This window comes from Acetobacteraceae bacterium (genome assembly GCA_004843345.1).
GTDB lineage: Bacteria > Pseudomonadota > Alphaproteobacteria > Acetobacterales > Acetobacteraceae.
This window is the reverse complement of record CP039460.1, coordinates 1,270,001-1,293,925: the sequence shown is the minus strand read 5'-3', so window position 1 is coordinate 1,293,925 and position 23,925 is coordinate 1,270,001. Positions and strand designations below refer to the sequence as shown.

The following is a 23,925-nucleotide window of genomic DNA, read 5'->3' as shown; positions in this document are numbered from 1 at the left end:
CTCCCCGAACGGAATGTTTACTCAGCGCTAGAATCCAAGTCTCCAGATTGATCTAGAAAAGCCGCTGGCAATGTTTCTTGTTTCTTATCAACCGCTTTCAAAATCAGTTCCCCAATTTTTCCAGCATCTCCTGCAGATTTTTCAGTTTGGGAAGCACGCCCTTCCGCAAAATCAACGGTCAATTCCGTTGGGACAAAAGCATATCCCTCCCCGACAAGAGTCAACAAGACAAGACGATATTTACCATTAAGCGCTTTTTGGCTGCCTTCACACCCTCTCCAGCCTTTAATATAGCCTTCAAAACCACAGCAAAGAGGCGCTTCGGTATGGATAACCCGAACGTCCCCTCGAGGGGTTCTGTTCAATGCAATAAACGCAACCTCTTCCGTTTCTTCATTCACAAGCGTGGCAAAAAAATCTCCTGCCCGATCAAGCCCGTTGAAACAGACCCATCCTCGCAAGAATAACTGACCAGATTCTTGTGCTTTTTCATCGGTTTCCTCTGGCGTAACAACAGAGAAATCATCAATAAAATACATCGGCGAAAGCCCTGATCTCAGATAATGCTCTTCTCCTGGCAAATGAGGTAAACGAATAGATCGACTAATCCCATTGCACTGAGAAATGCGTTCAAAGCTGCGGGAAACCTCTTCATTTGAACAACGTTGATAAGAAGCTGCGGCGACCTTGCCTTCTTTCACTTTAATTTTAAATGGGAAAAGTTGATAAGAAGCACGCCCATTCACCACATTCACAACGGCAATACGATGTGTTCCTTCACACCATTTTCCCCTTAAAGCCCATTCTCCCGAAAATCCCGAACGTCTTGGAGCTTCTGCAAAAATTTTAGAAATATCCCCACGCACTTCTCTTGCCGTTTCCATAAAAATAGGGAAATCTATTTGATTTTCTGGAAGTAAGACTACAAACAAGCGCCCCGCTGATCCAACGCTTGGCGTAAAAAACCATCCCCGAATATGGAAAGATTCTGCAGGTTTAAACTCTTCTAAACTCTCACTGTCTGTCAGCTGATGACAAATATCATCCAAATAACATTCCGAGCCCTGAATCCCTTGCCAATCCGTTACCGTAATTGGCAAATCTAGACCAATATCTCTCGTTACTGGAGGATCAAAAATATGCCGTGGCGGTGCCTGGCGACGCCATGAGGGATGTGGCAAGTAATGAAGCCTTCCCATATCCAAAGCCATTTCCGCAGCGCCCATTTCGGTGCGTGGCGCAACCTGTTGATACAATGCTAGCAAACCTGTCGCATATTGCGTACTATCAACCCACAATTTGGAAGAAAGTCCTTCAAGGATTTTCTTTCTTAAAACATCATTACTCCGCAAATACTCTAACTTTTGAACCAACACATCTGGACGAGCAACAGGGATTTTGAAGCCTGTAACCCCTTCCTCAACACGGTCAGCCAAAGCTCCAATATCACTGACAAATGGAATAAGCCCATATTGCCATGCCTCAGAAAGTGAAATGCAATAGGTTTCCGGCCAAATTGAGAGGGCAAGCATCACATCTGCTTCTTTTAACGCCTGCATATCTCCCACATCATAGCGTCCCCAAATATGAAGATTTTCTTTTTTAATTTCCCGAAGAACCCCCTCATATTCAGGATGCACAAATCCCAAAATGTGAAATTCAAAATGTCGTGGATTTGCCATCTCAAGTAACGAAAGGACAGCATCTGCGCCTTTAGAGCGTAAAAAGTTTCCAAGAATAACAACTTTAAGCGGACGGCCATTCAAAGGCTCAAAAACTTTACGGGGGGGCAACAAAGTGCCTTCTGGCGCTGGAATGCCATTTACCTCTAAAATCTTCTCACCAGCCATCGGATAGACATCTAAAAGCAGTCTTTTTGAAATCTCTGTTCCAAACAAAAAAGCATCCACATCATGAATCATACGGGAAATAAATGCTCTTCGTGTTTGCTCTGCTCCCGGTGGAATTTTTTCGGCACGATGATGCATCATATCCATGGAGAGGACAGATTTAAACTCTTCCTCATTATGACGAATTTCTGGATTAAGCAGATTATAACGTGCCGAAATCAGCCAATAATCATGCATACTAAAAACAACACCAGCGCCAGAAGCCTTGGCAATCATCGGTAATGACAGCGCATGATGCCCCAAATGCTGAAAATGCACCACGTCAATGTTAAATTGGGAAATCACACCTGAAAAAAGACGCTCTTCAGCCGCATCACAAAGAACATCATCCCAAGGGGTTGCATCTGCAAGATCAAAACGATCAACATCAACACCAGAGGCATCGACTAAACGGCAAGCACCATTGCGGCGCAACCAGTAGAAAAATTCAACTTCACGTCCCAAAAGCCCGCAAATTGTCTGCTGATAAACCTCAACACCACCCCAATCGGCTTCATAAATCGTTGAATGCGTGCAAAGCAAGACACGTAAACGACGACGGCGAACTAAAGGAACAACTTCGTTTTCAGATTTAACTTTAAAATTAGCGCGGCTGATTTCAGCAATCTGTTGCAGACGATGCTCATAGAGATGAAGCTTTTCTGCAGATTTTTGAGATTTTTTTGCCAGACGTTTTCGGTGGGCATTATTCTCCAAGATTTTACGGATTTCTTCTATTAAATCTGAAGTATTATCTGCAAGCTGAACGCCCTCTAAGACATCCAAATATTCCCTATTCATTTTAGGAACAGATTCAACCACCTGGGCTGTACCTGCTAAAGCAAGCTCAAAAAAACGGGGGCCCGGCGCTGTTGCTTGGCCAACATCTCCATGACTGGCATAATCTCTAAACAAAGTGAGCGTCACAGCACTGGAATTGGCAAAATCAACAAAAGCCTCATGGCTGATCGGTCTTTGAAGCGCCAAAGACGAAATTTTATCCGTCAGCGGTGGCAAATAAGGATTAACCGGACAAATAAGCTTTAAGCGTGCATCTGGAAAAGCATCAATAATTTCCGTCAGTGTGCGGGTGCGGTTTGGCCACATTGTACCTGCAAAAAAGATATCATAATCAAGTTCAGAAGCATTTTTAATCGCACGGGTATGAAGTTTTGTCGAAGCCGCTAAAGGCAAATAATGACCTTTATTTCCGTAAGCCAATGCAGATTCTGGATCATTTGAAAAAATAAAATCAAATAGACCGGCATTTTCAAGATTGAAGTCCTGCATAAAAGGATCTTCAAAAGTCCATAAAATCAATGTGGAAAAAGCAGGCTTAATGCGACGAATCAAAGCACGGTCTAATCGCTGGCCATCGAGAACAATTAACGTGGAATGCCTTCCCTGAGCCGCAATCTTTGCGAGCGTATGGGTATCTGCAAGAACAACATTCTCTTTTGAGAAAACCTCTTGGGCCGCCCAATTTATTCCTAATGTAATATAAGCATTGGGATTATGTGTATCATTTGAATTATAGAGGACAACCATAGAAATTATTCACCAAAGCTAAAATATTTAATATTCTCTGAGAATAGAGATGTATTTTCGTTTTATAAATAAAAGATGCCCCAAGCATAAGCCTTTATTTTATAATCCTATGCTCGGAACATTCTTTTTCAACACTGTTTGCTAGAACGAATAGAGATTAATCCTCTATCTCATCCAAGAAAGTTTGGGTAGGGCAGAAAAATAGATTACCAGATTTTGCAACACTGTAATCCAAAATATGGTCATAATTGCCTTCAGGCCGTCCAATAAACATATTATGGAGCATTTGAAGCGTTACAGCGGGCTGTGCGGCATAACCAATAAAGAAAGTGCCAAACTCTTTCTCACTCACATTTCCAAATGGCATATTGTCACGCAAAATATCCATTTCCACGCCATCCACTTCAATAGAATTGAGTGAATTATGCGCACAAGAAGGCTTTCCATCGACAGAAAGCTTCTGATCTTCTGGCAATTCAATATCCTCTAGCTTTGTCCGGCCAATAATTTTTTCCTGATGCTCAACTTTAAGCTTCTCCCAGCCTTCCAAATCATGAAGATATTTCTGGGTAATCACATAGCTTCCGCCCGCAAACTCAGCATCCTGCTCTTCATCAACCACCACAGCCACTTTACGATCTTTTTTCGTCGCTGGATTTTCTGTACCGTCCACAAATCCCAAAAGATCACGATCATCATGGTAACGGAAACCATGAATTTCATGCTCAACTTTAACAGAATCCCCTAAAGCCTTGAGAATTTGCAATGCGAAATCAAAACAAAGGTCCTGGCGATCTGAACGAATATGAAAAAGCAAATCCCCTGGTGTTGCCGGCGCTGTGTGCTTTGCACCCTTAATTTCTTTAAAAACTTCAAGATGATGCGGACGTGGCGCACCAAAAAGGAGATCCCAAGCTTTACGGCCAATACCTGTAACACAGGTCAACTGAGCTGCGGGATCACGAAAACCGATGGCACGTTGTAATGCGGAGACGCCTGACAAAAAAGATTTAACTTTTTTAAGATTCTTCTGGCCCTCCTGAATTGTTACAATCAGGAAAATAGCTTTTTTCAAAGCATCCCCCGTTACATTTTGAGGAATAGTCGGCTGTTGCTTTGTTGGAACGATTTTTTCCATTTCCTTACACCCTTCTTAATGAATGTTAACCTGCCAGCGGAAAGCCCTGAGCTACGACATCATAGACTGTTAATGTCTTAATCTCTAGCTGGATTTTTAAATACAAAAAGGGCATTCCGAAGAATGCCCTTTTCTGCGATTTCAAGAGAGAAACAGATGAAGTCCAAAAACTTCAATTAAGCTTCTTCTGTATCATCTTCACCCTGGCGCTTACGAATAGCAGCTCCAAGAATATCTCCCAGAGAAGCCCCGGCATCAGAAGAACCGTACTCATTAATCGCCTGACGGTCTTCTTCAACTTCACGGCCACGAATGGTCAAGTTCAGTTTACGGGAAGAACGATCAATACCAACGATTTTCGCATCCACTTTTTCACCAACAGCGAATCGGTCTGTGCGCTGATCATTTTTCTCACGAGCGAGTTCGGCACGGCGGATAAAGCCTGTTAACGCATCGTCAACTTTAACTTCGATCCCATTCGTCTGGATAGATGTAACAACGCATGTCACAACATCTCCAACACTCACATTGGCGAGCAAGCCAGCCGCTGGATCTTCTTCCAACTGCTTAATGCCAAGGCTGATGCGTTCTTTTGCGACATCGACATCAAGGACTTTGACTTTAACCGTCTGACCTTTTTCGTATGTTGCCAAGGCAGCTTCGCCAGCCAGATCCCATGAAAGGTCTGACATATGCACCATGCCATCAATATCAGCAGAAAGACCAACAAAGAGGCCGAATTCTGTAATATTACGGATTTCACCTTCGAGTTCAGAACCAACTTTGTGTTCTTCCTCAAACTGTTCCCATGGGTTGCGATGAGTCTGCTTGAGACCTAAGGAAATACGGCGTTTGACGCTGTCCATATCCAAAACCATGACTTCGACTTCTTGAGAAGTTGAAACCATTTTCGCTGGATGAACGTTTTTCTTTGTCCAAGACATTTCGGAAACGTGGACAAGCCCTTCGATTCCAGCTTCAAGCTCAACAAAGGCACCGTAATCTGTAATATTTGTCACACGGCCATTGAAACGCCCGCCAACAGGATATTTAACCGCAACATTTTCCCATGGATCAGCCTCAAGCTGTTTCATACCAAGGCTGATACGTTGTGTATCAGAGTTAAAACGGATGACCTGAACACGAACCTGCTGTCCAATAGTAAGGGCTTCGGAAGGATGATTGATACGCTTCCAAGCAATATCTGTAACATGCAACAGACCATCAACCCCACCGAGGTCAACAAAGGCACCGTAATCGGTTAGATTTTTGACAACACCGTCCAAAATCATACCTTCTTTTAGACCTTTAATCAGCTCAGAACGCTGTTCTGCTCTTGTTTCTTCAAGAACGGCCCTGCGGGAGACAACGATATTTCCACGAGCACGATCCATTTTCAAGATTTGGAAAGGCTGTGGCTGATTCATAAGAGGACCGAGGTCTCTTACAGGGCGAATGTCAACCTGGCTACCTGGCAAGAAGGCCATTGCACCACCGAGATCAACGGTAAAGCCACCTTTAACACGGCTGGAAATAGAACCTGTAACGCGCTGATTATTTGCAAATGCACGTTCAAGAGCTGTCCATGCTTCCTCACGACGTGCCTTCTCACGAGAAAGAACAACAGCGCCATCACGGTCTTCATAGCGTTCGATATAAAGTTCAACGAAATCGCCAGGCTTTATTTCAGAATCACCGAATTCACGAAGGGAAACACGCCCTTCACTTTTCAATCCAACATCAATAAGTGCGACATCATCAAGAATCCGAATGACCTGACCGGTTACAACAGAACCTTCAAAGCCTTCATCCGCACCTAGAGATTCATCTAGGAGTGCTGCAAAATCTTCCTCAAGAGAAGCTGGGGCCTTGGCGTCAACCTCAGAAATTTTTGTCATGTAGTATAATTCCAATTATTTTAAAACGACTGCCAATGCAATAATAAGACAGAAAACAGCCGCTTAAGACTTTGCGCTCAACAGGGCCATTAAAATTCGGCCTCGTGTTCACGACTACCCTATTTCGGCAAAATAAGGGCTCTAAAATAAAATTCTATTTAGAAATTCCTACTCCTAGGAATCTCCTGTGCGTGTTTTACCGAAACCACCCGCACACAATAGTATTATGAAATATCAGCAACACATCACTAGACGCTTTCTGTCAAGAGATTTTTACGATTCCTGACAAGTTCTTTTGATATGTTCCAAGGCAAGCACAAGCATTTCTTCAGCGCTTAAAGTATTACTGGAAATTTCAATCGCATCTTCCGCCTTCTGTAAGGGCGCTGTTTTTCTTTGAGAATCTCCTTGATCGCGAGCCTCTATCCGCTGCGTTTCTCTTATTAACTCTGTTTCAGAAGGCCTTCGCCCTTCCCTTTGGAGAAAACGTCTGAAAGCACGGATATTAGAATCTGCCGTAATAAAAAATTTTACATCTGCTTCTGGCAAAATCACCGTGCCAATATCTCTCCCATCTAAAACGCCGCCATTTTTTTCAACGAACGTCCTTTGATACGCAACAAGTCCCTGTCGCACCAGTGGATCCTTTGCCACCAAAGAGGCTGCTTCATCAACCTCTGCAGTCCTTAAATCTGTCCGTTTAAATGACTCTTGGGAAAGAGCCTCTATATAATAACTTCCCTCTTTTTCAGGGTTGGCTCCATCATCTAGGGCTAAACGTGCCACAGCACGATAAAGCAGACCTGTATCCAAATAAGGCAAAGACAAAGCAGAAGCCAGCTTCTTAGCCAATGTTCCTTTTCCTGCGCCTGCTGGGCCATCAATTGCAATTTTTAGAAGCTGTTGCATTTTTCTTTTCTTAAAACCTCTAACAAAAATCTTTAAATTCGATTAAAATTAGCACATTCACTGTCGGATTATATAAAACTATCTAAAGCCGACTTGACCCTATGCGCATCCACTGGCATTTTTCAACCTACTCAAATTCTGAATAATCATTTTGTACTATATTGTTCACTCCATCTTCTTCGAGTGATGTAAAGGGTTTACACTTTATGGCAGACGCTGAACTCGGTCACAAACATATCTGCACAGAGTGCAGTGCCCGTTTCTATGACTTTAACCGCACCCCTATTACCTGTCCTTCTTGTGGCGCTATTCTGCAAGAGCCTGTTTCCCGTCTCAAACGCAAAACAGAAGAACAGTCCCTTTCTAAGGCCTCTTCTTTTGATGTTGCAGATCCTGATACCGATTCGGATGAGGATGACTTGCTCGCTGATGATGACGATCTCGACGATGATCTTGACGACGACGATGATGACATCAGCCAGGATATTGACGTTGCGCCACGTTCTGCAAAACCAGAAGATGACGGTGACGAATAATTTCTCACTTAAATCTTAAAATAGAAAAGGCCTCATAAAACGAGGCCTTTTTTTATCCTTACTTTAAATGCTGTCCGCCATCTAGTACCAAAACCTGCCCTGTAACAGAAGGCAGATTCAAAAAAGCCATCATCGCCTCTGCGATTTCTTCTGGCGTTGTTTTAGATTCCAAAGGCGCAGTTTTCCACATTTTTTCAAAATGTTCTTTTGTTTGGCGAGGTGCAATTAATACAGCGCCTGGCGCAATTCCGTTCACCCGAATAGACGGCGCCAAAGCCAAAGCCAGCGTTTGCGTCAATGTCCATAAAGCCGATTTCGAAACCGTATAACTGATAAAATCGGCTGGCAATTTCAAAATAGAATGATCTAGTAAATTTAAGACCATTCCTTTTTTACCTTTTGTAAGCTGTTTCGCAAAAGCTTGTGTTAAAAACAAAGGCGTGGTCACATTTGGCCTTAAATGTTTCTCCCACGTCTCCTCACTTACCGTTTCAATAAGATCTCCTTCAAAAACAGAAGCATTATTTACCAGCAACCCCACTTCTCCAAGATGCTGACACGCCTCTTTTATCAGTTGTTCAGCAATCCCTTTCTGAGACAAATCCCCTTGCAGAAGGCATGCTTTTCCACCTTTTTGATGAATTTCTTTGAGAAGTTTCTCCGCTGCTTCATGGGAGTGGTGATAATGAATTGCAACTGCAAATTTTTCATCGACAAGGCGTCGGACTAAGGCACGCCCAATTCGTTTTGCGCCCCCTGTTACCAAGGCAACCTTTGGTAACGCTTCCTTATTCTTTATCATTGCGAGAACGGTTCTCAATCTGACAACGAGATAAAAGTGCCGAAGCCAGCGTCCCATCATCCAAAATTTCAACAGAACCGCCTGCTGGAACACCCTGCCCTAAACGGGTGACACGAATATCCGTATCTTTAACCTGATGGTGCAGCCAGTGTACCGTATTGCCTCCCTCTAAAGTCGCAGGAAGCGCTAAAATAATCTCTTTTACTTCATGACGGGCGATCCGATCCAACAAACCTTTTAAATTCAGATCCTGAGGCCGCCTCCCGCCCAAAGCGGAGAGACAGCCTCCTATGACCTGATAAAGGCCTTTATGCAGCCCAGTCCGTTCAAAAGTCCACAAATCCCCCACAGATTCCACGACACAAATAATACTCGAATCCCGTTTTGGATTCTGACAAATGTAACACGGATCCTGCGTATCCAAATTTCCACAGGAAGCACATGTTTTTATCTTTTCCGCCGCATCTTGAAGCGCATGAATCAACGGCCAAAGCTTTGCCTCTGGATTTTCAAGCAAAGATAATAAAATCCGCCGTGCCGAACGAGGGCCTAAACTTGGCAATTTTGCAAGGCGGAATTGCAGCTCCCGAATTTCTGGACTTGTTTCTGACAAGGTAACTTACATGCCGAAAGGCATATCTCCCATTCCTGGAGGCAATGGCATGCCACCTGTCACTTTCCTCATTTCTTCCTGACTTGCGCCTTGCACTTTATTGCGCGCAGATTCATACGCTTCCACAATCAAGTCTTGCAGCGTTTCCATATCCTCTGGATCTGCCAGTTTCGGATCAATTTTAAGATCTTTAATTTCCATTTTGCCTGTAAGCGTTAAAGAAACCAAGCCAGAGCCAGCCTCACCAGAGACTTCCATCCCTTTAAGCTTTTCTTGGGCTTCTTTCATACGGGATTGCATCTGCCCTGCTTGCTTCATTAAATTTGCTAGGTTTTTCACGTATTCTTTTTCCTTTTTTATATTTTTAGAGAGCGACAATACCCTCTATAACAATCTCTTAAAAGAGATCATTCCACCGATGAGTCAGACTCTTCCTTTTCTGGCTCAATCCATTTTTTTAACTTTGCCCCCGGCCAAGCTTCAAGACATTGCGCCACTAAAGGGTCTTTTGCCATTACCTCGAGTTCCTGACGGTCTGCTTCAGCTTTCTGCTCGTCTAAAGTAGCGCCGCCACCAGCAGTAACAAAGCATAATTCCCATTTTTGATCTGGCCATAATTGGTGTACAACACGACGCAACCCATCCTCAAGACGTTGGCGGATAGCTGAATCAGAAACATCCATTTGAATACAGAGATAAGGAGGCGCATATTCAACCACTCGCCCATCGCAGCTAAGTTTTGTTCTTAGCCAAATATCTTTTTCTGCATCTTCTTCCCGTACACGTTCAACAAAAGCCTTCCATGTCGGTGGAAAAGAAGGTTTCTCCTCTATTTTTCCTAAAGCCGGCGCAGGAGAAACGACTGGCTCAGGAGAGGATTTTTTTCCTGCTCCCTCTCCTCCTGAATGCTTCGGTTCAGGTGGAGGGATAGAAGAAGAGGCTTGCGGCGGCGAATTCTTCTCAAGTTGCGCCTTTGCCTGCATCATTCTTGCTAAGCGATCGGGCGTCGGAAGAGAACTTGCATAGGTAAGACGAATAAGGAGCATCTCAAGCGCTTGATGGCTATCAGGAGCTCCCTCAACTTCATCAAGACCTTGACGCAAAATCTGCCAAGCCCTCCCTAAAACCGCATCCGAAAGCTGTTCTGCCAAAGCGCCACCACGCTCTTTCTCAATTTGAGAAAACTCGCTTTCTTCTAAAAGGCTTGGAATGGCTTTCATTCGTGAAATTTGATGAATGGCTTCCATCAAATCGGCAATCAATGCCCTTGCTTCTACCCCCAAGGCATAAAGCTTAGCAGAAAGCTCTAAAATACCCTCCATATTCCCTAGAAGAATATATTCCAACAACTCATAAAGCTGTGTCTGCCCTGTAAGACCCAGCATTTCTTCCATCTGCTTGGCATCGGAAGCACCTTGCGCAATGGCCTGATCCAGTAAAGAAAGCCCATCACGCACAGATCCTTCTGCAGCTCTCGCTAAAAGGGTAATCGCATCTGGCGCAAAGGAAACTTTTTCCTTCCCTGCAATTTTTGTCAGATGCTGTGCCAACAATTTTTCAGGGACACGCCTTAAATTAAATTTCTGGCAACGTGAAAGAACCGTTACAGGCACTTTTCGGAGTTCTGTTGTGGCAAAAACAAAAGTAACTTGTGGCGGAGGCTCTTCAAGCGTTTTCAGCAAGGCATTAAAGGCTGCCCTTGAAAGCATGTGTACCTCGTCAATCACAAAAACTTTCATACGCCCTTGCATCGGACGAAATCGGGTACTTTCAATTATTTCACGCATATCATCCACCCCTGTTCGGGAGGCGGCGTCTAACTCTAAAACATCTGGATGGCGATCTGCTAAAATAGCTTGGCATTCAGGACACACACCACAAGGATCTGCTGTTGGTCCGCCTTTACCATCTGGACCAATACAATTTAAAGCCCTAGCAATAATTCTTGCTGTTGTTGTCTTCCCGACCCCACGAACGCCTGTCAACATAAAGCCATGGGCAACGCGATTCAATTCAAAGGAGCGTCTTAAAATACGCACCATTGTCTCTTGACCTATGAGATCAGAAAACTCTCTTGGTCGATATTTTCGGGCTAAAACCTGATAGGCCTCATCCTGCGCTTCTTCAGCTTGTGCGGAAGTTTCCAACATTTCAGATGTGGACGAATCTTCCTCGTCTAAAAGCAAGGAAAAACTCTCTTCTGTTGGGGGAATGGGGATTTCATCCTCATCCATAACGCTGTTTAATCCCCTTTCAAATACAGGAGAAGCGGAGAGAGACTAAATAAAGTGGAAGACACACTCTGACCCGCAACCCATCTGTCACGGCTGCTTCCTTCCGGATCTGACCGGGTTCACAGAGAACAGCGTCCAAAGGCGCCTTCCGGAGATTCTTTTAGCAGTTTCACTCCAAATAGCCAATCAAAAAGCTCCGAAAAAGGAAAATTTATTCTGCAACAGCGCTCCCACCAAGACTCCGCGCATCTGCTGCGCCAAAAACCTTACGGACATTTTTCGATCCCTTCTCATGCCTTTCCAGAGAAGACGGAGAGACAAAAATACTTGCCGCACCGCCCCAAGGATGGCGCTCTGCGAAAGAATATCCTTTTTTTTCTAATTTTTTCTGAATGGATTTTGAAATCGCCTTAGGTTCCATCTCCACCACATCTGGCGCCCACTGCTCATGAAAACGGGGCAGAGAAACAGCACTCGCAATATCCATTTTATAATCGAAAACACCTGTCAAAACAGAAAGCGCAATCGTTGGAATGCGTGCGCCTCCACGGCTTCCTGTGATCAAAATAGCTTTGTGATTCGGATTAACCGCAATTGTTGGGGCCATAGAAGATAAGGGAGTTTTCCCTGGCGCAATCGCATTGGCTTTTGCGCCAGGAATGCCGAACATATTTGGAGCGCCTGCCTTTAAGCTAAAATCATCCATTTCATCATTCATCCAGACGCCTGTGTTTCCGCCCAAAACACCCCCACCAAACCAGCCATCTAAAGTGACCGTAATAGAAACCGCCATTCCCTTCGAATCGATAACAGAGTAATGCGTCGTTTCCTGTTTTTCAGACGAGGCCTGTTTGAAAGCAGATAAATCCTTGGGTGCTTCCTGTGGCAAATGATCAGCAATATTCTTTAAATAAATGGGATTAAGAAAATGCTGAATAACTTCAGGCGCAACCCCATCCCCTAAAGAGCGGCGATCCCAATAAGCCTGACGCATAGCCTCAATCTGTAACTGAAGCGATTTTTCAGAATGAAGACCTGACTTCCCCAGATCATAATGATCCAAAATCCCAAAAATTTCGCACAGAGCGACACCCCCAGCACTTGGTAAAGGCGCCGTATAAATGTCATTTCCACGATAGCGACAATGAAGTGGCGAAAATTCGCGAACACGATATTGCTCAAAATCTTTTTTGGAGAGAACACCACCAGATTTTTGACTGTCTTCTACAATTGAATCTGCAACCTTCCCTTTATAAAAGCCCTCTCTCCCTTTTTCCGCAATCCGTTCCAGCGTTTCGGCAAGCTGCGTCTGAATCAAGCGATCACCAACCTTTAGAGGCGCTCCCATTTTATCAAGAAAAACACCTTTAGCGGCCTCATTTCTACGAAAGGCCACCAAGGAAGTTTCAAACAAATCAATATCACCCTGCTCTAAAACAAAGCCTTCACGCGCAAGCTTTATCGCCGGCGCCATCAATTTTTCACGAGAAAATGTTCCCCATTTTTGCCGCATTTCTTCAAGGCCAGCAACGACACCAGGCGTCGCAACGGATTTCCAACCCGTCTTTGAATCTGTTTCACTGGGATTGCCTGCACTATCAAGAAACATTTTCTCTGTCGATTTTAAAGGCGCACGCTCACGATAATCTACAAAAAAAGCCTTTGGATTTTGCCGATTTCCACCAGAAGAAGGCAAATAAATCGTTGCAAAGCCTCCACCACCCAAGCTCGCCGCGGCAGGATAAACCACCGACATGGCATAGCCAACGGCAACGGCGGCATCGACCGCATTCCCGCCGTCTCTTAAAATTTGCGCACCAACATCAGAAGCGAGATGCTGTGCTGTAACAACCATCCCTTTTTGCCCTTTAACGAGCTTCGCTTTATCTGGCTTCGCTGGCCCAACAAGCAAAGGATCATAAGCAATATGAGAGCCTGCGAAAGCCTTCCCTGAAGAAAGGAACAAACATCCGCCTAAGGAGAGACAGGTCAAATATTTTAAAAAGGACATATTACGCTATTCTGGAAGAAAATTGCTTCAAAACCTATTCGAAAATAGGTTTGTTCTGACCTGTTGGCGACAGGGTAAAAATTTCATACCCCCTATCTGTCACCCCAAGCATATGCTCAAATTGAGCAGAAAGCTTGCGGTCTCTCGTTACGGCTGTCCAACCATCATCTAGAATTTTGACACGAGGTGTCCCAAGATTCAACATTGGCTCAATCGTAAAAACCATTCCTGCCTCAAGCGTTACGCCTGTCCCCGGCTGTCCATAATGCAAAATATTTGGCTCTGAATGAAAGACTGTTCCAATGCCATGTCCGCAGAAATCTTCAACAACTCCAAGACGCTTAGACTTTGCAAATGTCTCAATCGCATGCCCAATGTCCCCCGTCGTTGCACCAGGTTTTACAACCTCGATCCCGCGCATCAATGCCTCGTAAGTCTCATCAATAAGCTTCGCGGCCCTTCGAGAAGCCTTTCCTGCGACATACATACGAGAAGAATCTCCATACCAGCCGTCTAAAATCGGTGTCACATCGATATTAAGAATATCGCCTTCCTGCAATTGCTTTTCTCCAGGAATCCCATGGCAGACCACATGGTTAATGGAAATACAGCAGGATTTTGGAAATCCACGATAATTTAAAGGCGCAGACGTCCCACCGTTATCCTTAATAAAATCCGCAACAATCTGGTCTAATTCGCCAGTTGTAATCCCTGGACGCACATGTTCCCCAATCATATCAAGCGTTTTTGCGGCCAAAAGGCCTGCAGCATGTAGTTTTGGAAAATCGCTTTGAGGATACCAAGAATTATTATTTCTTTTAACCATTAGAAACTAAGGCCCTTCAATGTTTGTTCTGTTCATTTCTTTGCTTTAGGCTTCTGATTAAGATGCAATGCCCGTTTCACAGAAAGCAAGCGTCCGCTGCTTTTCTTAGGTGCAGCATGAACAATCTTTTTCCCAGCACCTTTTTTGTGATAAGAGGCCAAAATGAGATGTGGTTGACGATGGCGAACCCGGCGCGCTGGCGTATATTTACGGGCTGGACGTGCCGGAGCCGTCCTCACAACGAGCGGTAAAGCCTCCTGCCCCGCACTTTCATAGGCAGCATTCAGCAGAGAAATCATCTCTTGAGTCCGAATGCCATTGGTGGCAGCCCCCATAACAACCCCAACCACCCGAACACCTTGACGATTGGCTGTTGTTACCAAATTATGGCCTGCATCTACCGTATAACCCGTCTTACCGCCGTCAGCTCCAGCATAAAGGCTCAAGATCGGATTATGATTCTGAATAATATGCCGATGAAATGTGAAAGCTGGCGCAGATAAATAACGATAATATTCTGGGAATTGAGAAAGTAAACATTGCCCTAAACGAGCCATATCACGGGCTGTCGTTATCTGATCTGGATCAGGCAACCCCGAAGCATTTTTAAAATAAGTGCTCCACATGCCAAGCTGATGCGCCTGAGCGGTCATCATCTTGGCAAACTGCTTTTCACTTCCCCCACCAAGATACTCTCCCAAAGCAGCTGCCGCGTCATTGGCAGATTTAACCGTAATGCCGTAAATGGCTTGCTGAACCGTTAAATAACTTCCAGGATAGAGTCCTAAACGGGAAGGCTCTTGATGCGCTGCATTTTGAGAAACAGGAATCCTTTGATTAAGCTGCAAACGACCCGCCTTAAGGGCATCAAAAGCAAGGTAAAGTGTCATTAATTTGGTCAATGAGGCCGGATAACGTGGCAGATCAGGATTACTTGCCCGAATAACTTTCCCAGTTTTCACATTGGCGACAAAGGTGGACATCTGTCCCACATACTGAGCAGAAGCACTTCTTACAAAACATGCATTTATCATTAAAAATGCAGAAAATATAAAAAGCAATCGTTGAAAATAGCTTCCCGTCAGCACCCAGCAGTCCCCATGTTACTTCACTCTTAATCTCTTTAGGAATAGTATGTTTTAGGGATATTATAAGCACCTTCTTTCAAAGAAAAAAGTAAAAAGCGCCAGTGAAATATCAAATCCCCCTTGCAGCTCCCCATAAGTATCCCCAAATATCCTTAGTACCTATGAAGGGAAATGCAACCATAAATTTCTAAAATCCCCTTCAAAAGAATATTATGCTATACATATAGACGATCATTAGTCTTTCTCTATTCACTCCAGTTGAAAATAATATGACGAACAATATGCACGCTGACGAACCAAAAACCCCTCGCATTTCTGGAAATGCCCAAGCTGCGAGCGCCTCACAAGAAGAAGGCAACAGGTCATCCGCAACATCTGAAGACGTCAAAGGGGTGGCGGATGCGCAATCTTTGAAAGCAAAGATTCTCGGCCCACAAAACCTCTCCATGAAAAAGCCGCCTTCTCTCTACCGCGTAATCCTTCTCAATGATGACTTTACGCCAGAGGCTTTTGTCCTTGCTGTTTTACAAAATTGTTTTGGACATGGCGAAGAAGATAGCAAAGCACTCATTAATGAAATTCAGAACAAAGGTTCTGGTGTCGGGGGTGTTTACAGTTATGAGGTCGCCGAAACAAAAATGGATCAAGTCAGTAAAAGTGCCCGTAAAGGACGCTATCCTTTGCAATGTACCCTCGAACGGCTTAACGCCTGATTTTACCTGACTTTAATATAAAGATTACGTTCAAAGGAAAGATTTCCAAATGCTCTCCCCTGCGCTTGATAAAACTTTACGCCGTGCGCTCATTGAAGCTGAAAAAACGCTCAGTGAATATTTAACACTGGAGCATTTACTTCTCGCCCTTACAGAAGATGAAGAAACAGCAGAAGCACTCCAAAAGAAAGAAATTTCGATTGATGAGCTGCGCTCAGAACTCAGAGAGTTTCTAAAAACCTCTGCTGTGCCAACGTCAAAAGGCGAGCTTGCAATTCCGCCAACACCAACGCTTGCCTTTCAACGTGTGATTCAGCGTGCAATCATTCGCATGCAGGCAGAAAATGAAAATACCGTCTCTGGCATGGATCTCTTGGTCTCTCTTTTTAGCGAAAAGGAAAGCTTTGCGCTTCACACGCTGATGAGACGGGATTTTACACGCCTCGAAGCCCTTGAAATCACAGGACGCAAATCAAATTCAAGCCAGTCGAAGACGGCTAAGATGGCTGGACGCAATCCTTTCCACGATCATGATGAACTAGGTGATGAGCTTGATGAAAATCCGCTTTTGCTCTATTGCCGAAACCTGACCGAAGAGGCAAAAGAAGGCCGGCTTGATCCTCTTATTGGCCGTGAAAAAGAACTTTTCCGCACCGTTCAAATCCTATGTCGCCGGCATAAAAACAATCCCCTTCTTGTCGGAAATCCTGGGGTCGGAAAAACAGCCATTGCAGAAGGGCTTGCCAAACGAATCGTTCAAGGAAAAGTTCCAGAAATTCTTAAAAATCTTGAGATTTTTGCTCTCAATACAGGTGCTATTGTCGCAGGGACGCGCTACCGTGGTGATTTCGAAGAACGCATTACCGCTCTTCTTGAGGCTCTTGAAGACAATAAAAATGCCCTTCTCTTTATTGATGAGGCTCACGTCCTGATGGGAGCAGGATCCAGCAATAACAGTGGCACAGATGCTGCCAACCTGTTAAAACCTGCTCTTGCTGGAGGAAGGCTTCGCTGTATCGCCGCAACAACCTATCAGGAATACCGTCACTCTTTTGAAAGGGATCCTGCTCTAGGCAGACGCTTCCAAAAAATTGACATTAAAGAACCAACAGAGGCTGAAACGCTCGAAATTCTAAAGGGATTAAAACCCAAACTCGAATGTTTCCATAAAGTTCTTTATTCAGAAGATGCTCTAGAAAGTGCTGTTGCGCTCTCTGTCCGGCATCTTCATCAGCGCCAATTGCCAGACAAAGCAATTGATCTTTTAGATGAAGCTGGGGCTGCAAGCCGCTTGAAACGCCCTGCCAACCGAAAAACACCTAGCAAAATTGCAACAAAAGAAATTGAAGATGTTTTAGCCATTATTGCGAACATTCCTGTTCCACGCCTGCGCCGAGATGAACCTGAACGGTTAAAAGATCTTAAAAACAACCTTCACAAAAACATCTTTGGACAAGAGAAAGCGATTGAAACGTTACTTTCAGCCGTTGTGCTGAGTCGTTCTGGCTTACGAGATCCCGAAAAACCCATTGGCTCCTATCTCTTTTCAGGACCAACAGGTGTCGGAAAAACAGCCTTAGCCCGCCAGCTGGCCGATTCTATGGATGTCCCGTTAATTCGTTTTGATATGTCTGAATATCGGGAAGCCCACGCAGCTTCGAGTCTTATTGGTGCCCCTCCTGGCTATGTCGGATTTGAAACAGGTGGTGCTTTAACCGAAAAAATCGCCCAAAATCCACACGCCATTCTATTATTAGATGAGATTGAAAAGGCGCATCCTAATCTCTTTAGTTTGCTTTTGCAGATCATGGATTATGGGAAACTTACAGATCGCAATGGAAAAACCGTTGATTTCAGAAATGTTGCCCTCATCATGACAACAAACGAAGGGGCTGAAGAACTCACAAAAGAATCTATTGGCTTCCTTTCAAAACTACCCGATTCAGAAGAGGAAAATGAAAGTTTAAAACGGCTCTTTACGCCTGAATTTAGAAATCGTTTAGATGCTGTCATTCCTTTTAATCTTATGACTCAAGAAGCTTTGGAAAAAATTGCCAAAAAGCTCCTTTCCGAACTAAAAGACGAATTACTGGCAAAAGAGATTAAACTGGATTTTGCTTCTAATCTGGCAAGCTGGCTTACGAAAAAAAGCTTTGACATTAAAATGGGCGCACGTCCATTGAGTCGCCTCATTCAAAAAGAGTTAAAACTTCCTCTTGCTGAAGCGATGGCATTTAGAAATCTTGTTGCCGGACAATCTGCTAAAATTGCTTTAAAAGACGATGGGAAAGGCAAAAAAGTACTTGATTTCAGCTATTCACCAAAACCTTCTCCTAAAAAGAAGCCACCGAGAAAAGCAGCCTCGGTGAAAAAAACAGTTTCTAAGAAAAAGGTTTCTGTAAAAAAGAAAACCACTACAAAAAAATAACTAAAAAAGGAGGCTTTTAAAGCCTCCTTTTTTATAATCGGTTTAATAGCGGCTTAACGTTCTCTTAAGCAAAACGTTGACCATTGACGGTTACAAAACCTTCCCACGGCCATTTTTGACTCTTGCCATGGTGTGTCCAATCAATCCCTTGGCTGCGTGGATTGTCATAATAATAGCGTCCCTGCACCTCTACCTTGTCGCCAACACGAATATAAGGATGGTGTCCTTGAAGCTCATCTAAATTCACGACAATGCGAATATCCTGATGGGGCGCAACATTTAACAAAAAATAAAAATGAAGACCGCTGCGTGTCTTTTTCGCACGAAATGTCCTTGTGACATCACCGCAAACATGCACTGGCATATCTGGCGCTCTACGGTAACTCTGTTCATTTGCGCCTTCTGCCCTTAGGAAAGCCTTATTATCACAACTGGAAGGCATTTCAGCTGCCTTTGTAGGCAAACTGGAAAAAGCGTAGAAACCAGAAAAAGCTAAACCCCCAAGAAAAACAGATTTTTTAAAAATATTCATAAAATAAAAACTAGCCTATCCCTTTAAGACAACATAAATCATTTATAGATATTAAAAGTACCGCAATAGTCTTAAAATACTAAATTAGATTAAGTTAAAAGCGTAACCTAAAGGAAACGGAAATATTCATGAGAATTTTGCTCATTATGAGAGGACCTCCCTCCTGTGGAAAGTCCAGCTGGATTGCGCAACGGGGCCTTCAGCCTTATACGCTTTCAGCAGAGCAAATTAACTTGCAATTCTCCAATCCCACTTTTCAAGAAGATGGGACGCTTGCGATCGATCATAGCATTTCGAGCCATCTTTCTTCCTTTCTCGAAAAACAGCTTCTAGAGCGCCTAAAAAAGGGGGAAACGACGGTTATTGATTCAACTGCAAGCAATCGTGAAATTCTCACTTGGGCAAATCTTGCACGCCTCTATCATTATAAAATTCTTGTCCTAGATTTCACAACAGCGCTGCAAACATGTCTTGAACGAAATGAAAATCGTCGGGGAACACTTTCCTACCTTCCAGCTGAGAAGGTGACACATCTCTGGAATGTGGCGCAAACATCTCGAGAGAATCTCAAAAAATATTTACGCTTTGAAGCGCCAGACACCTTTTCACTTGAAAAAGATTTTTCTCTCAAAGTCACTGACCTAAACGCCTATCAAGAAATTATCTCTATCGGGGATATTCACGGCTGCCGGCAACATTTAGAAAAACTCCTTCCGAATGGAATTGAAGAGAATAAATTCTACATCTTTGTCGGAGATTACTTAGATCGTGGTTACGACAATGCAGGCGTGATGAATTGGCTTTGGCAAAATTGTTTTCAGCAAAACGTCCGAAAATCCAATGTTATTCTGCTGGCAGGAAACCATGAACGCTATTTACAAGCTTGGTTAAACAATGAAAAACTCGACAGTGATGAATTTACAGGAAGAACGCGCCCAGAGCTTTTAAAAAGCAACTGGCATCCCTCGACAGATAAGTTCAAGATTTTCTTAAAATCTCTTTCTTCCTGTTTTTGCTATAAATTCCATGAAAAAAAAGTATTTCTATCCCATGCAGGTGTTCCTGCTTTAATTGAATCTCTTTGGAAAATATCTGCAAAAGATTTTGAAAAAGGATGGGGAAATCACGATACAGATATTGATCGGATCTTTTCCAAAAATATGACTGGGAGAGAGATCTACCAAATTCATGGTCACCGCAATGCGCTAAACTATCCAACCCTCGCTACAAATATCTCTTTTAATCTCGTTGGAAAAGTAGAGTTCGGTGGAGAGTTGCGAGCAATACGCCATACTGAAAACGATTTCATGCCTTTTTCAGCAAGTGTCCTCATTGAAAGCACGCAGCAAAAATACGATATTGTCCCTGTTCCGGAAAACATCAAAGCACTTTTCACGGAACAATCCTGCCCACATTGTGATGCTGCTTTTTTTGAAGAATTAAAAGCCGAAAAAAATGTCCAAGTTACACCGCAAAAAGGCTGGCAGGATATTATTTCATTACGTCTTAAAAAAAATAATGAAAAAGAGAAAGTTACTCCTCTAAAACCTCAAGGTCTCTTTTTAAATCAAAAGACAAATATTATTCTTGCACGCTCCTATAATAAATTTACGCATATTGGTGGTAAGCAATCCTTAGAAAAAATGACACAACGGTTTGCGTACCCTGTCTCTGTAAGGCGTAAAGAAAACGGCTTTATAGGACTTACAGGTTGTGACGGTGATAACCACCTTCTCCTGGCTTCACGCAATTATCTCACAGGTCCTTTTGCAGAAAATTTTGCTGAAAAAGTCACAGAAGATCTCGGAAATAAGATTCTCACACTCAATGAAACTTTTGGCGTGTCTTGCCTGTTTGAAGTCATTGATCCAGATCAGTTTCCAAATATCATTAAATATGATCACCCTCAGCTCCTTCTTTTAGATATCATTTACCGAGAAGAAGCTTTTAAAAAACTTCCTTATGAAGCGCTTCCTGAAATTGCAGAATTTTTAGGACTCCCTTATTCAAAAAGAATAGCGACGCTAAAAACAAAAGAAGAGTTCCTCCACTTTCTCAAAAAAGCTGAAAGCAGCGAGGATGCTGGATATATTTTCGAAGATCAAAATAACTTTATCGTAAAATACAGAACTCCTTACTATCAGGCTTGGAGCCTGATGAATGGTGTTTTGCATACAATTTTAGAAGGGAAAAAGAAACGCTTCCCTTCTGAGCTGTTACGCCTCTACCGCAAATATCCGAATTACTTTACTGAAGAGAAACAAGTTCTTCTAAGAGTATTTTATGATTATCTGGAAACCTCAGCAAAATCTCTTCTATCTGAAGGATTAATTGCGGTACGGGATTGTTTTTTCAATCTTGAATAAATCCCAGCTTCCTTTTTCTTGTTACTTTTCCCAATAGTCTTCCAAACTCTTTGAGTGAGCAGACAAGAACTAAAGGTCTACTTGTGCTAGCTCCCCCTTAATTCTTTTTTTGCAAAGCAAACCCCCCACTTGCGTTAATTGAGTGGGGGGTTTGTTTTAAGAGATGTGCCTTAGTAGCGGGGGGCGACCTACTTTTCCGCGTCTTGAGACGAAGTATCATTGGCGCTGAGGGGTTTAACCATCGAGTTCGGGATGGGATCGGGTTTGGGACCCTCGCCATAACCCCCCGCCGCTGAGGCACATCTGATAGGGATTGTTATAGAAGAGAAGTAAGATTGAAGAAGTTATTAAGAGATGCGTTTGGTTTGTATTGAATACAAAGCTGGAGAGGTCTGGGGGATTAGTATCTGTAAGCTTCATCCATTGCTGGACTTTCACACCAGACCTATTAACGTTGTGGTCTTCAACGCCCCAAAAAGACCTTATCTTAAGGCTGGTTTCCCGCTTAGATGCTTTCAGCGGTTATCCATTCCGAACTTGGCTACCCAGCCATGCCACTGGCGTGACAACTGGTGCACCAGAGGTTCGTTCATTCCGGTCCTCTCGTACTAGGAACAAATCCTTTCAAGTCTTAACGCCCACGGCAGATAGGGACCGAACTGTCTCACGACGTTCTAAACCCAGCTCACGTACCACTTTAATCGGCGAACAGCCGAACCCTTGGGACCTGCTTCAGCCCCGGGATGTGATGAGCCGACATCGAGGTGCCAAACCTCCCCGTCGATGTGAACTCTTGGGGGAGATCAGCCTGTTATCCCTAGAGTACCTTTTATCCGTTGAGCGATGGCCCTTCCACAAGGAACCACCGGATCACTATGGCCGACTTTCGTCTCTGCTCGAGCTGTCACTCTCACAGTCAGGCAGGCTTATGCCATTGCACTCAAAATCCGATTTCCAACCGGACTGAGCCTACCATCGCGCGCCTCCGTTACATTTTGGGAGGCGACCGCCCCAGTCAAACTGCCCACCATGCAGGGTCCTGGCCCGTGCTAAACAGGCTCAGTTAGACAACAGAAACATTCAGGGTGGTATTTCAACAGTGACTCCCTTAAAGCTGGCGCCCTAAGTTCATTGTCTCCCACCTATCCTACACAAAATCTTCCTGGTGCCACTGCAAAGCTGCAGTAAAGGTTCATAGGGTCTTTCCGTCTGACCGCGGGTACCCCGCATCTTCACGGGGAATTCAATTTCGCTGAGTCGATGCTGGAGACAGCGGGGAAGTCGTTACGCCATTCGTGCAGGTCGGAACTTACCCGACAAGGAATTTCGCTACCTTAGGACCGTTATAGTTACGGCCGCCGTTTACCGGGGCTTCAATTCAATGCGCTAACATCTCCTCTTAACCTTCCGGCACCGGGCAGGCGTCAGGCCCTATACGTCATTTCTCAATTTCGCAGAGCCCTGTGTTTTTACTAAACAGTCGCTACCCCCTGGTCTGTGCCACCACCTTAAGGTTTCCCTTAAAATGGCCTTGCTTCTTCCGAAGTTACGCAAGCATTTTGCCTAGTTCCTTCAGCATCGTTCTCTCAAGCGCCTTGGTATGCTCTACCTGTCCACCTGTGTCGGTTTAGAGTACGGTCTATACGCTAGAGCTATTTCCTGGAATCCTCAAAAAGCCTATTCAATCCATTAAGAATAAACAACATTTCAGATCCGTCACTTCTAGCAGGCTCAGGAATATTAACCTGATTCCCATCGATTACGGCTTTCGCCCTCACCTTAGGGGCCGGCTCACCCTGCGCGGATTAACCTGGCGCAGGAAACCTTGGACTTTCGGCGAAAGTGTCTCTCACACTTTTTATCGCTACTCATGTCAGCATTCGCACTTCCAATACCTCCAATAGATCTCACAATCTACCTTCATCAGCCTATGGAACGCTCCGCTACCACGTATATGACCATGATAAATCATATACATCCGCGTCTTCGGTACACAACTTTAGCCCCGTTACATTTTCGGCGCAGGAACTCTTATTTAGACCAGTGAGCTATTACGCTTTCTTTAAAGGATGGCTGCTTCTAAGCCAACCTCCTGGCTGTCCTGGAGTTCCCACTTCCTTTCACACTTAGTTGCGATTTGGGGACCTTAGACGGCGGTCAGGGCTGTTTCCCTCTCCACAATGGACCTTAGCACCCACTGTGTGTCTGCTATGCTCTACTTAAAGGCATTCGAAGTTTGATTGAGTTTGGTAAGACGGTGAGTCCCCCTAGCTCATTCAGTGCTCTACCTCCTCTAGTAATACATAACGCTCTACCTCAATAGATTTCGCGGAGAACCAGCTATCTCCGGGTTTGATTGGCCTTTCACCCCTAGCCACAGTTCATCCCCGTCTT

General features: G+C 44.1%; 16 protein-coding genes, 2 rRNA genes and 1 other RNA gene (1 of these 19 running past the window's edge). 4 read left to right on the top strand and 15 right to left on the bottom strand.

Annotation, left to right across the window (positions count from 1 at the left end; genetic code table 11):
• Positions 1-17: 17 nt before the first annotated feature.
• The 4 genes from FAI40_06495 to FAI40_06480 all read right to left on the bottom strand — a co-directional run bounded on the left by FAI40_06495 (position 18) and on the right by FAI40_06480 (position 7,382).
• Positions 18-3,437, bottom strand: a complete 3,420-nt coding sequence (locus tag FAI40_06495) for a glycosyltransferase (GenBank protein QCE35012.1) — start codon at positions 3,435-3,437, stop codon at positions 18-20.
• 157 nt (positions 3,438-3,594) lie between these two features.
• Positions 3,595-4,575: a Dyp-type peroxidase gene (locus FAI40_06490; GenBank protein QCE35011.1), complete on the bottom strand. Its 981-nt coding sequence runs from the start codon at positions 4,573-4,575 to the stop codon at positions 3,595-3,597.
• Between the two features lie 176 nt (positions 4,576-4,751).
• Positions 4,752-6,473, bottom strand: coding sequence for a 30S ribosomal protein S1 (locus tag FAI40_06485; GenBank protein QCE35010.1), 1,722 nt, complete (start codon positions 6,471-6,473; stop codon positions 4,752-4,754).
• Positions 6,474-6,746: 273 nt separating this feature from the next.
• Positions 6,747-7,382: a (d)CMP kinase gene (locus tag FAI40_06480; protein ID QCE35009.1), complete on the bottom strand. Its 636-nt coding sequence runs from the start codon at positions 7,380-7,382 to the stop codon at positions 6,747-6,749.
• Positions 7,383-7,588: 206 nt separating this feature from the next.
• On the opposite strand from FAI40_06480, the gene FAI40_06475 reads away from it, so the two are divergent.
• Positions 7,589-7,918 (top strand): TIGR02300 family protein, encoded by a 330-nt coding sequence (locus FAI40_06475; protein ID QCE35008.1) that lies wholly within the window; start codon positions 7,589-7,591, stop codon positions 7,916-7,918.
• A gap of 58 nt (positions 7,919-7,976) precedes the next feature.
• Here FAI40_06475 and FAI40_06470 read toward each other — a convergent pair whose 3' ends face one another.
• The 8 genes from FAI40_06470 to FAI40_06435 all read right to left on the bottom strand — a co-directional run bounded on the left by FAI40_06470 (position 7,977) and on the right by FAI40_06435 (position 15,438).
• On the bottom strand, positions 7,977-8,720 hold the full coding sequence (locus FAI40_06470; GenBank protein ID QCE35007.1) for an SDR family oxidoreductase: 744 nt from the start codon (positions 8,718-8,720) through the stop codon (positions 7,977-7,979).
• The gene (gene recR, locus FAI40_06465; protein ID QCE35769.1) at positions 8,707-9,312 is read right to left on the bottom strand and encodes a recombination protein RecR; all 606 of its coding nucleotides are present in this window, start codon (positions 9,310-9,312) and stop codon (positions 8,707-8,709) included. The genes FAI40_06470 and recR overlap by 14 nt, the downstream gene beginning before the upstream one ends.
• A gap of 27 nt (positions 9,313-9,339) precedes the next feature.
• A complete protein-coding gene (locus FAI40_06460) occupies positions 9,340-9,672 on the bottom strand; it encodes a YbaB/EbfC family nucleoid-associated protein (protein ID QCE35006.1) in 333 nt (110 codons plus the stop codon).
• Positions 9,673-9,740: 68 nt separating this feature from the next.
• Positions 9,741-11,567, bottom strand: coding sequence for a DNA polymerase III subunit gamma/tau (locus tag FAI40_06455; GenBank protein ID QCE35005.1), 1,827 nt, complete (start codon positions 11,565-11,567; stop codon positions 9,741-9,743).
• Positions 11,568-11,619: 52 nt separating this feature from the next.
• Positions 11,620-11,718, bottom strand: an RNA gene (ffs, locus tag FAI40_06450) — signal recognition particle sRNA small type.
• A 60-nt stretch (positions 11,719-11,778) separates the two neighbouring features.
• Positions 11,779-13,578, bottom strand: a complete 1,800-nt coding sequence (gene ggt, locus FAI40_06445; protein ID QCE35004.1) for a gamma-glutamyltransferase — start codon at positions 13,576-13,578, stop codon at positions 11,779-11,781.
• Between the two features lie 34 nt (positions 13,579-13,612).
• Positions 13,613-14,404 carry a type I methionyl aminopeptidase gene (gene map / locus FAI40_06440; protein ID QCE35003.1) on the bottom strand — a complete coding sequence of 264 codons (792 nt, stop codon included), beginning with the start codon at positions 14,402-14,404 and terminating at the stop codon, positions 13,613-13,615.
• Between the two features lie 32 nt (positions 14,405-14,436).
• Positions 14,437-15,438 carry a D-alanyl-D-alanine carboxypeptidase gene (locus FAI40_06435; protein QCE35002.1) on the bottom strand — a complete coding sequence of 334 codons (1,002 nt, stop codon included), beginning with the start codon at positions 15,436-15,438 and terminating at the stop codon, positions 14,437-14,439.
• Between the two features lie 323 nt (positions 15,439-15,761).
• Here FAI40_06435 and FAI40_06430 point away from each other — a divergent pair, with 323 nt between their 5' ends.
• Entirely contained in the window at positions 15,762-16,205 is a 444-nt protein-coding gene (locus FAI40_06430; protein ID QCE35001.1) for an ATP-dependent Clp protease adaptor ClpS, read from the top strand.
• Positions 16,206-16,254: 49 nt separating this feature from the next.
• Positions 16,255-18,633 carry an AAA family ATPase gene (locus FAI40_06425; GenBank protein ID QCE35000.1) on the top strand — a complete coding sequence of 793 codons (2,379 nt, stop codon included), beginning with the start codon at positions 16,255-16,257 and terminating at the stop codon, positions 18,631-18,633.
• Between the two features lie 64 nt (positions 18,634-18,697).
• Here FAI40_06425 and FAI40_06420 read toward each other — a convergent pair whose 3' ends face one another.
• A complete protein-coding gene (locus tag FAI40_06420; GenBank protein ID QCE35768.1) occupies positions 18,698-19,075 on the bottom strand; it encodes a DUF3465 domain-containing protein in 378 nt (125 codons plus the stop codon).
• A 218-nt stretch (positions 19,076-19,293) separates the two neighbouring features.
• Here FAI40_06420 and FAI40_06415 point away from each other — a divergent pair, with 218 nt between their 5' ends.
• Positions 19,294-21,531, top strand: a complete 2,238-nt coding sequence (locus FAI40_06415; GenBank protein ID QCE34999.1) for a hypothetical protein — start codon at positions 19,294-19,296, stop codon at positions 21,529-21,531.
• A 175-nt stretch (positions 21,532-21,706) separates the two neighbouring features.
• On the opposite strand, the gene rrf is transcribed toward FAI40_06415, so the two are convergent.
• Together rrf and FAI40_06405 are read right to left on the bottom strand one after the other, a co-directional pair.
• A 5S ribosomal RNA gene (gene rrf, locus FAI40_06410) occupies positions 21,707-21,821 on the bottom strand.
• A 103-nt stretch (positions 21,822-21,924) separates the two neighbouring features.
• Positions 21,925-23,925 (bottom strand): 23S ribosomal RNA (locus FAI40_06405); it runs 728 nt beyond the window's last position.